A 9,544-nucleotide genomic window follows, 5' to 3' on the forward strand; every position below is an offset into this window, starting at 1 on the left:
TAAGTGTGGTTAATGCTTAGTTTTTATAACCCCAAGGTGCTGGTGGTGGTGTAATTGATTTTGTTAAATTAAAATCCACACTAAAGTCTCTGCCTTCACGTGTTAAACGATAGGTAAATTTTTCAGGGTAAATATACATGTGCCATGTATTAGCTGTTGATTGTGGGATACCAGATTTTATAAATAGCTCTTTAGAGTATTGATCCGCTGGAAATGACTGAGCTTGTGCCCAACCAGCATCCACTGTATGGCCACCATACATAGTTGAAGTATCTGGTGTACCATCTTTATGCCGATGATCATGTTTTAAAGATAAACCTGAACCTGTTTTAGTAATGATCCAAGTACGAGATGCATCTTTGCCAACATGAAAAGGTACTTGTAATTCAGTATCGTTACAACGACGTACATGCATTATTAAATTATTATTACTGAAGCTATCATTACTGCTTCCGCCAGAAGTAACTTTACCTAAAAATGCCTTACCACAATGTTTTGATATCGCATTAAAGAACTGGTCATGGCTGTCAATAGATACTAATGGTGATGGGTTTGCTAAAACATAAGTCGAACTTAGTATTAAAGATGTAAAGATGATTTTTTTCATTTTTGGCTCATATATAAACAATCAATACAGGCTAGCTTATAGATAAAAATATTTGGCGAAAAGCATTTTATCTATTTCTTTAAAGAAAGAAAAATAAATATTATTTTAAAGGCACTCAATTGCGTGCCTTTTTTATTATGGCGTTACACAATCTGGTATGATCCTTTATTATTTTTTAAAGATATTTTAGTTTAGGAATTAACCATGGATTTAGCACTAGGAACAAACCTCACATTACCTTTATTTTTACTTGATGAAACATTACAAAATAGAGACCCAGAGAAACCGGATTTTTCAATTGATATTATATTAGATGAAGATTTAGTTGCGCATATGTGTCAAGCCCCGGAAGCTGATAGCAGTATTGCTATTTATATCAATCAATATGAATTAATTAATATGCCAGATGAATTTAAATTATTCGGCGATGAGCATGTTTCTCAAATTCAAGTAACACAAGGCCCAAGTATTGCTGCTTTAGTTCAATTTCCTGATGGCACAACTTTTGTTTCACCACAAATGGATTTTTTACCTACTTTTGATATGGATGTAGAAGAAGGGGAGGAATAAAAGTAAATATCAGTTTATGTAAGATGAAGCGAAATTAATAATTATGGGCTTGATTAAAAGTCCTGTATCTAGAGGATAGTGCTTCAAATACCAACAAATTTTTAGCCGCTCAAACTAATGACTTTTCGCTGCTTGTGTAAGAGAAAACTAATACGTTACCTATTTTTAGTTAGCTAAAATATGTAACATCTCACAAAAATCACTTAGCGACAAAGGCAAAATTAGCAAGTATTAATTTACAAAACATCTTAAATTTGAAATACTATATTATTATAATTTTGTAAATAATTTGCTAAAACTTGATCTTTGAGTACATAGTGTTTGGCAAAATTAGTAATGCAATTATGTATTATAAAACGAGAACTAAAATGAAATACTTTCTAATTGTACTATTGTTGATGACTGGTGCCGCATCTGCTGAAAAACAAGTTAGTAAATGCATTAGCTCTTCAGGAAAAGTACGTTATACAACAAGAGAGTGTAGTTCTGGAGAGCGCGAAATTGCGATTAATAAAAATCAATCACTAATGCAATTTGCTCAAAACGCAAAGTCACATCTTACTGAAAAATCAGCAGAATTTAATAATTCAGATTTATCGTATTACCTCAAAGAAAACTTTGCCAATACAGATTGGTTTGAAAATGTTGAGCATAGCTTTTTAGAAGATAAAGAAGCAGTTGTAATTGTAAACAGTTTTAGGCTTCATAAGTTAGAAGAAATTTGCAATGCAACTATGGAGTGGATTGAGAAATATCCACATCCCAGATTTGAATTAAACTCTATGCGTCTTGAGTTTAATACAGGTGAAAGCTTTAGGGCACGTTATGTTATTGTGAGTGAATGTGATTTTGAATTAAGGTAGGGTATATAGGTTAAACTAGCACTTGACATCAAGTATTTAAAAAATAACATGCACTGAGCTTTCCTTAGCTGAGTGCATAATCAAGTTATATAAATTATAATTCCTCTGAAAATCCATAAATAGAGAATAAAAATGTCTGTAGATGCTAATAAAATTGCGATTATGCTTGAAATGCAAAATGCAATGAATACTAAAATTCACGCAAAGTGGTTTGAGCAAGGATTTGAATGGAATCGTGCTATTTGGGTTGAGTGTGCTGAAATGCTTGATCATTATGGATGGAAGTGGTGGAAAAAACAATCTCCAGATACTGAACAAGTAATTCTAGAACTTGTAGATATTTTTCATTTTGGTTTAGCATTGCGAATTAATGGTCAAATGAGTTATCAAGATTTAGCAAATTCAATTTTAGTTGAAATGTCGGAACCAAAACTTGCAGAGGATTTTAAACAAACTTTAGAGCTGTTAGCTTCAGCTGCGGTGACAAATAAAGAATTTGATGCTGCAGCTTTTGCTGGTTGTATGCAACAAATTGGCATGGACTTAAATGATTTGTTTCGTGGTTATGTCGGTAAAAACACACTTAACTTCTTCAGACAAGATCATGGTTATAAGGATGGTAGTTATATTAAAGTTTGGAATGGTCAAGAAGATAACGAACATTTAGTTGAAGTGGTTAAATCACTTGATACAGAGCACCCTGATTTTTCTAAATTAGTATATCAAGGTTTAGAAGACAGATACCCAGCTTAAAAATCTGTGAAACAGTACATTGTAAAATAGCCAATAGAATTTATTTAAGTTTATTGGTTATTTTTATTTTTTATTCTAAAAGCTGAACCCCAAAATACTTTACTATTTTATATGCAAGAAAATGAGTATTACATTAAATATATACTTTAGAGGCTATTATAGTGTGTTTAACTATATTTGCTGGGCAAACTTTTGTGCAGTAAAAGGTGAAGTTGCTGCTTGGTAAAAATCAGCAATACGCGCGGCACGTTCATTAATTGAAGTATCTCTTTGTAATAATAAATCTTCTTTTTCAGCTTGTTCTTCGGTGTTTTCTTTTAAAGATTTTTTATCTGATTTTAAATTATCATTTGCAGATTTTTCTTTATCTAAATCTGAATTTTCTTTAGCGAGTTCGGCTTGTGCTGAAGCCTGCTTTTGTGCCGCATCGGCTGCAATTGCGCGATCTGCACTAGAAGGCTCAGTTGGTGCGAGGGCGGCAGCTTGAACTTGCTGCATTTTATTTATTGTTGCTTGAGGATCATTAGCAACAACAGCTATATCAATCGGTACTTCACCGCCAACAGCATAATTATTGCCATCAGGACCTCGTTGATATTCATAGCTAGGTGAGCCTGCATATTCTCCACCAACAGCTGCATGTGCGTGTTCATGGTTACGAACTTCTGTATCTCTAGATTTTAGCTGCTTTACTTGTTCGAGTTCCGTTTGTTCTGTTTCTTTTTGTTTATTTTGCTGTTTCTTTTCTTTATCTTCTTGTTGTTTACTTTGCTGTTCTTCTTTTTGAGACTCGTTTTCTTTATCTTCTTCTATTTTTTTATTTGTTGTTTCTTCGCTTAATAAAATTTCTTGGTTTTCACTAACTGATTGACCCGGTTGTTTAGCTTTATCAGAGTCACCTGCTAACTTTGATTCAGCAGGGGACGCCTGAGGTTTCAATATTTCTTGTACTAGTTCCTTATTTTGATTATCACGGCGTGCAGTTTCTGTATGCACATTGGCCGTGTTTAAATTAATAGTTGGAAACGTAGTAACAATATTCATAAGCGCTTTTTAAACTCTTACATCAATTAAAGTGCCGAGAACTTCATCAGCAGTTTGAATTGTACTGACATTTGCTTGTGCATTAAATTGTTCGACTTTAAGGTTAACTAGCTCTTCATTTATTTTTGCTGGTGGCTGAGCAGGCTGTGCTACGACTTCATCATCACGAGCAGCCTCTATTGCACGCTCTCGGTCAATTTGATTATTTTGTTGTGCTTGTTGCTCTTGAGCTGCTCGATTGATATTTCGAGTAGATTCAGAAATTTCCTGAGTTGCTCTTTGAAACCCTTGTACGCCTGAATTTAAAGCGGGGCTAATAGCCATAAAAAATACTCCTTAAAAACAATCTTTCTAAACTAATTATCGCTCAAAAAACACACTAAATAAAGTGGCAGATTAAAATAACTAAAGACTATTGTAGATTTTTTTTTAATTTGTTAATTTTTAAGAATTTTTTTAATCAATTTTATGAAATCAGGTTTATGAGAAATAAAAGGTGCATGGGATGCTTTTGGTATTATTTCGGCACTAAAATTAGGATTTAATGCGTGTATTTTGGCAACTGCTTTAATTGGTACTAATGCATCTAAAGCACCAAATATGCCATATAAAGGCATTGATAGTTCTGAAAATAGCGAGCGTAAGTCTTCAGTTAATAAAAAATCTAAACCTATACTCAGTGCTATTTTTTGTGGTTCAGGAGCGCTTTTTATGGATTGCTTAAGTTGTTTAATATCTTGTTTTGCAGAGTCACTGCCCATAGCTTGAATAGCTAAAAACCTATCTATGGTTTTATTGGTATTTGTACTGAGTTGTGACATGAAAGCTTTAAGTACATCTGGCTTTATTCCAGACCAATTATCTTGCTCTGTGAAGTATGGACTTGATGCCACTAAAATCACTTTAGCGACTTTTTCAGGGTAATGTTTTGCAATATAAAGGGAGATAAGCCCACCTAACGACCAACCAATAAGTATACTATTGTCGGCTAATTTAGTGGCTATGTGGTTTGCTACATTTACTAAATTATAAGGCTGAGGGCAAGTAATTTCATTGCCAAAACCGGGTAAATCCAATGTTTTAATAGGCATAGATATTTCAGATTTAAGTTCTGGAATTAATAATTGCCAAACATTTTTGTTCATTCCCCAACCATGTAAAAAAACACATTCATTTTGCATATTCGATAAACCTTAACCACACTAAATTAGGCAAGATAATAACATAAGGGTCAAGCAGTGACTTTATTCTGGTTTATAAAATATATTGAAGATGTTTTTTTTAAGCACTCTTGTTTAATGTGCAGTTGTACAATTAAAGAACAGCCTAAATTATGTGAAATATGCTTGCTAGACTTGCCTAAATTATCATTGCCAAAAAAGGGAGTAAATTTATTATTGAGACCTGATATAAATCGGTTATTTAAAAAAGTGAAATTTGATAGTTTATTTGCTGCTTTATGGTATCAAGAGCCTAACTCTATTTGGCTCAGTAAGCTAAAATTTAATAATAAGATTTATTTTCGGCATGTATTAATCCAAATAATTCAATCGCAAATAAATATTGCATCAAAACATGAAAATTGGATTTGGCCTGACATGATAATAATTATGCCTTTGCACACCAGGCGTTTTAGCATGCGAGGCTTTAATCAAGTTGAACAAGTGTGGCGTGAAGCTTTACTTACACTTCCTGGATTTGATAGATCATTGTTAACAGAAGAGGTTTTAAAACGAACAAAGTATACAAAAGCGCAAACCAATTTAAATGCTAAACAGAGGCATAAAAATATAAGCTCAGCCTTTACAGTGAAAGGCGATGTTAATGGTAAAGTCATTGCGATAGTTGATGATGTAATTACCACAGGGACTACAATTAATGAAGTATCAGACTGTTTAAAAGCTGCGGGCGCTAATCATGTATTGGCTTGGGCAACCTGTTTAACACCGTTGCAAAAATAGCTTTAGTTAAATTAACTCACAGAGATTAATCTACTTTTTATTTATTTTAATTGATATTAAATAGAATAGGAACTCTATTTTTATGAGTTCAATAAGAAATAAATATTCAACATAAAAAAGGGCATGAATCATTCATGCCCTTTAAATATTAAATTAGCTATTATTCAGCACTTGCATTAAATGTTTTACCAAAAAATAATGCATTGCTTAATATACGACTTGTACCGTACCAATAACCTCTAAATACAGGATTATCCGTCATACCTATCACACGACCACGACCATAAGAATGCGCCATTAATGCAGCGGCACCAGAAATTTGCTTAACATTGTTATCATGACTAAAACCTGCCATTAATGGATTTTTATCGTAAATTGCAATGTTTACAAAAGGCATATCTACAGGCTCTAACAAAAAGGTACTGTTTTTAAATACCGGTAAGTCTTCACGTGGAATTGAGTATGTTAATGGATGAGACAAATCAATTTGTGTTTTATAAATTGCACCAGCAATACGTTGTTTTGCTGATAGACTATCTTTATCCGCATAAGTAAGTGCTTTGGTTTGAAATGTGTCAGCCATATCTTTAGGAGAGATATAATTCGCTTTTAAAATCTTATTATCAACTAAGAATTTAGCACCACCTTTATGTCCCCAAATAACACCGCCTTCTTTTATCCAGCGTTTCATCTTTACTTTTGTAGCATCTGTAAAATCAGAGTAACTCCCATTAACCATAATTACATGAGTATATCTATCAAAATCAATGTGGCCTAATCTGTCAATATCAATTATTGTTGGTGCGATACCTACATGTTGATCTAAGTAGTACCAAGTTTCACCAACTTCATATTGACTTGTACCTTTACCACCAATTAGTAGTACTTTAGGTAAAGTAACAGGTGCTAATTTACGAGAACCTAAATCGATACCTGTTGGTGTTAAACCCGATGTGATGCCAATAATAGGGATATTAAACTCAGCTTGTGCCTGAGCTAGAATATCTCTGAAGTTTTCAGCTGTTTGTATGCCTGCTGGTAAGATAATTGAACCCGCTGAAAAAGCATGTTTACCAGATGAAGTAACCGCTGACATATCACCTAATGCAACGCGTGCTTTAATGCCTTTTTTCAATAAAGAATTAAGCATTTTTGGTGCAGCATAATCATCCCATGAAAAACCGTAAGCATAATTATTAGTTAATTTATCAAGTACTTTAGCTTGTGGTTGAGTCCAGGCACTTTCTGAATGTTTTAAACCCCATTTGCTGGTTAAGTTAGCAAATTCAATATTAAAGGCGTGAGCAATTGTCCAGCCTGATACATCGTAAAACGTATTATCTTCGAAGTTTTTCTGTTCGCTAAATATTGCCTTTATTAAACGGTATTGCGCTTGATCTAAAGGAATATAATAACTGCTTTTTTCACTATAAGTTTTGTTGGCCACTTTTAAATCTTTATCGATTTTATAAGCGTTAATTTGATGTTGTTTCAGTAAGTTTAAAAACTTATTTAAACGTGTTTTATCGTTAGGTTCTGAAACTAAGTAACCATTTATTTTATCGTTACCAGCAAGCTCAGAAGCTTCGTTATAAAAATTATCTTGATAGTTTAATAAGTTATTTCTACCAGCTACAGCAGCATCAAAAGTCGATAAAGAGGTGATTAATTGGTTTTTAATTGTCGTAGGAAATTTTAATAAGCCATTAATTGTTTCCTGTTGATGACCACGAGAGCTTGCTTGCTCAAATAAAATACCAATAGTGCCATTAATATCTGGGTAAGTTGAACCTTTTCCGTAGTAAAAGTCATCAAAGCTTTCTTCGGTAAAATAGAGTTGATTTTGCTTGTCTAACGCTTTTGCGTGAAATACTGCAATGTCTTTAGTTAATGTTACATTGCGATCTGGAGTAAGTGGGTGCTTACGACTTGCAATGCCAGGCTGGAAAAAATAAGTGCTATGTGGGCCCATTTCATGAAAATCAGTTAATACATTAGGTTTCCATTGATGGAATTTAGCAACGCGTGCACGAGACTCTGGATGTTGTAATAAAAGCCAGTCGCGGTTTAAGTCAAACCAGTAATGATTTGTACGGCCACTAGGCCAAGCTTCAGCGTGTTCTCTGTGGCTTGGGTCGCTCGATAAGTTTTGGCCCTTATGCATATTTGCCCATTGAGCAAAGCGTGATAAACCATCTGGATTTAGAGAAGGGTCAATTAAAATCACTGTATTATTTAACAGGGTTTCAATTTCTTCGCCTTGTGCTGCTGCTAAATAATAAGCCACTAATAAAGAGGCGTTACTACCTGACGATTCATTACCGTGAACGCTATAACCCATCCATACAACCGCGGGATCATCTTTATTTGTTTTTACTTCACCATCACATAAACGAGTAATATGCTTTGCTTGAATTGCATCTATATTTTTTAATTTTTCAGGTGTGGTGATTGTAAGCATTAAAAGTGGGCGTTGCTCATGGCTATAACCTATGGTTTCAATGTTTATACGGTCACTTTTTTCGGCTAAAACGTGCATATAGCGTGCTAATTGGTCATGACGAACATGCCAATCACCCATTTCATACCCCAATACGCTTTGTGGTGTAGGTATACTTGGATCGAATTTAATATCCGCGTCAAAATAAAAATTAAGGGGCTTAGCCATAGCTAACGGGCTAAAAAGGACTAATAAAACAAAACGAAACAAGCGCATGATTAATTATTCTAGTTAAAGTGACTGATAACCTAAAATTAACATTGCACAATAATAAAGCCAAATTTTTACGACAGGTACTAGCGACAATAAGACGAGCGGAGTATGATATGCAGTAACCTAGTAATTTAGTCAAGTATACCGTCTTATGATCAATATTTCAGAAACAGCGCAAAGTCACTTTGCAAAATTATTAGCCGACCAGGCTGAAAATACCAAAATCCGCGTATTCGTAGTAAACCCGGGTACATCACAAGCTGAATGTGGCGTTTCTTACTGTCCTGAAGATGCAGTTGAAGATACAGATATCCATCTTGAATTTAATGGTTTTGATGCCGTTGTTGATGCCGAAAGCGCTCCGTTTTTAGGCGAAGCTGACATTGACTTTGTAACAGACAAAATGGGTTCACAATTAACTTTAAAAGCGCCAAACGCTAAAGCTAAAAAGTTAGGTGATGATGCATCATTAGAAGCTCAAATCCAACATATGATCGATACTGAAGTAAATCCACAGTTAGCAAGCCACGGTGGTCAAGTAACGCTTGTTGAAATTGCTGATGATATTGCTATTTTACAGTTTGGTGGTGGTTGTAACGGTTGTTCTATGATTGATGTTACTTTGAAAGAAGGCATTGAAAAAGAAATGTTAGCTAAATTCCCACAAATTAAAGGTGTTAAAGATGCAACAGACCATAATCCTGGTGAGCATTCTTACTACTAAACTGTGAAATTTAAAAATACAATATATCGCCTCGGTTCAACACCTAAGTTGAGTTTAAGGCGATTTTTTATTGGCATAGTGTTATTTGCCATTAGTGCGGGGCTAATTATCTTTGGTTACTTGCACCTTGCCTTATTACAACTCCCTGGCTTAATTCTATTACCTGTCGCTTTATATTTCGCGATTTATGGGTATTTAGGTATATTTGCCAATCGTTTTTCACAAATATTAAAAGACCGTGAAAAACTAAATCAAGATCTTTTCTAAACTACAGATTAATACTTTAAACCCATATTCAGCGCTTAAATC

Annotated in this window: 11 protein-coding genes; 6 read left to right on the forward strand and 5 right to left on the reverse strand. The window is 34.1% G+C overall.

From position 1 onward, the window contains the following. Positions 1-16: 16 nt before the first annotated feature. Positions 17-607 (reverse strand): hypothetical protein, encoded by a 591-nt coding sequence (locus CJF42_RS14120; protein WP_095367308.1) that lies wholly within the window; start codon positions 605-607, stop codon positions 17-19. A 204-nt stretch (positions 608-811) separates the two neighbouring features. Between CJF42_RS14120 and CJF42_RS14125 the strand changes: the two genes are divergently transcribed. The 3 genes from CJF42_RS14125 to CJF42_RS14135 all read left to right on the forward strand — a co-directional run bounded on the left by CJF42_RS14125 (position 812) and on the right by CJF42_RS14135 (position 2,793). Next, positions 812-1,177, forward strand: a complete 366-nt coding sequence (locus CJF42_RS14125) for a hypothetical protein (RefSeq protein ID WP_095367309.1) — start codon at positions 812-814, stop codon at positions 1,175-1,177. 368 nt (positions 1,178-1,545) lie between these two features. Then, positions 1,546-2,040, forward strand: a complete 495-nt coding sequence (locus tag CJF42_RS14130) for a hypothetical protein (RefSeq protein WP_095367319.1) — start codon at positions 1,546-1,548, stop codon at positions 2,038-2,040. Positions 2,041-2,172: 132 nt separating this feature from the next. Beyond that, a complete protein-coding gene (locus tag CJF42_RS14135; RefSeq protein ID WP_095367310.1) occupies positions 2,173-2,793 on the forward strand; it encodes a dUTP diphosphatase in 621 nt (206 codons plus the stop codon). A 171-nt stretch (positions 2,794-2,964) separates the two neighbouring features. Here CJF42_RS14135 and CJF42_RS14140 read toward each other — a convergent pair whose 3' ends face one another. The 3 genes from CJF42_RS14140 to bioH all read right to left on the reverse strand — a co-directional run bounded on the left by CJF42_RS14140 (position 2,965) and on the right by bioH (position 5,018). Continuing rightward, complete coding sequence (locus CJF42_RS14140; protein ID WP_095367311.1) at positions 2,965-3,837, reverse strand: putative metalloprotease CJM1_0395 family protein; 873 nt, start codon at positions 3,835-3,837, stop codon at positions 2,965-2,967. 9 nt (positions 3,838-3,846) lie between these two features. Next, entirely contained in the window at positions 3,847-4,161 is a 315-nt protein-coding gene (locus CJF42_RS14145) for a hypothetical protein (protein WP_095367312.1), read from the reverse strand. A 113-nt stretch (positions 4,162-4,274) separates the two neighbouring features. Beyond that, on the reverse strand, positions 4,275-5,018 hold the full coding sequence (gene bioH / locus CJF42_RS14150) for a pimeloyl-ACP methyl ester esterase BioH (RefSeq protein ID WP_095367313.1): 744 nt from the start codon (positions 5,016-5,018) through the stop codon (positions 4,275-4,277). A gap of 57 nt (positions 5,019-5,075) precedes the next feature. Here bioH and CJF42_RS14155 point away from each other — a divergent pair, with 57 nt between their 5' ends. Next, a complete protein-coding gene (locus CJF42_RS14155) occupies positions 5,076-5,798 on the forward strand; it encodes a ComF family protein (protein WP_095367314.1) in 723 nt (240 codons plus the stop codon). Between the two features lie 160 nt (positions 5,799-5,958). On the opposite strand, the gene CJF42_RS14160 is transcribed toward CJF42_RS14155, so the two are convergent. Further along, positions 5,959-8,514 carry a M14 metallopeptidase family protein gene (locus CJF42_RS14160; RefSeq protein WP_095367315.1) on the reverse strand — a complete coding sequence of 852 codons (2,556 nt, stop codon included), beginning with the start codon at positions 8,512-8,514 and terminating at the stop codon, positions 5,959-5,961. Positions 8,515-8,662: 148 nt separating this feature from the next. Between CJF42_RS14160 and nfuA the strand changes: the two genes are divergently transcribed. Together nfuA and CJF42_RS14170 are read left to right on the forward strand one after the other, a co-directional pair. Then, positions 8,663-9,235 (forward strand): Fe-S biogenesis protein NfuA, encoded by a 573-nt coding sequence (gene nfuA / locus CJF42_RS14165; protein ID WP_095367316.1) that lies wholly within the window; start codon positions 8,663-8,665, stop codon positions 9,233-9,235. 3 nt (positions 9,236-9,238) lie between these two features. Further along, on the forward strand, positions 9,239-9,502 hold the full coding sequence (locus tag CJF42_RS14170) for a hypothetical protein (RefSeq protein WP_252097615.1): 264 nt from the start codon (positions 9,239-9,241) through the stop codon (positions 9,500-9,502). Positions 9,503-9,544 lie beyond the last annotated feature (42 nt).

The organism is Pseudoalteromonas sp. NBT06-2 (genome assembly GCF_002276045.1).
In the GTDB taxonomy this organism is placed as follows: domain Bacteria; phylum Pseudomonadota; class Gammaproteobacteria; order Enterobacterales; family Alteromonadaceae; genus Pseudoalteromonas.

Bases quoted from the DNA above. Each gene is read 5' to 3' on its own strand.
- CJF42_RS14120 (WP_095367308.1), bottom strand. From the start codon at position 607: ATGAAAAAAATCATCTTTACATCTTTAATACTAAGTTCGACTTATGTT.
- CJF42_RS14125 (WP_095367309.1), top strand. From the start codon at position 812: ATGGATTTAGCACTAGGAACAAACCTCACATTACCTTTATTTTTACTT.
- CJF42_RS14130 (WP_095367319.1), top strand. From the start codon at position 1,546: ATGAAATACTTTCTAATTGTACTATTGTTGATGACTGGTGCCGCATCT.
- CJF42_RS14135 (WP_095367310.1), top strand. From the start codon at position 2,173: ATGTCTGTAGATGCTAATAAAATTGCGATTATGCTTGAAATGCAAAAT.
- CJF42_RS14140 (WP_095367311.1), bottom strand. From the start codon at position 3,837: ATGAATATTGTTACTACGTTTCCAACTATTAATTTAAACACGGCCAAT.
- CJF42_RS14145 (WP_095367312.1), bottom strand. From the start codon at position 4,161: ATGGCTATTAGCCCCGCTTTAAATTCAGGCGTACAAGGGTTTCAAAGA.
- bioH (WP_095367313.1), bottom strand. From the start codon at position 5,018: ATGCAAAATGAATGTGTTTTTTTACATGGTTGGGGAATGAACAAAAAT.
- CJF42_RS14160 (WP_095367315.1), bottom strand. From the start codon at position 8,514: ATGCGCTTGTTTCGTTTTGTTTTATTAGTCCTTTTTAGCCCGTTAGCT.
- nfuA (WP_095367316.1), top strand. From the start codon at position 8,663: ATGATCAATATTTCAGAAACAGCGCAAAGTCACTTTGCAAAATTATTA.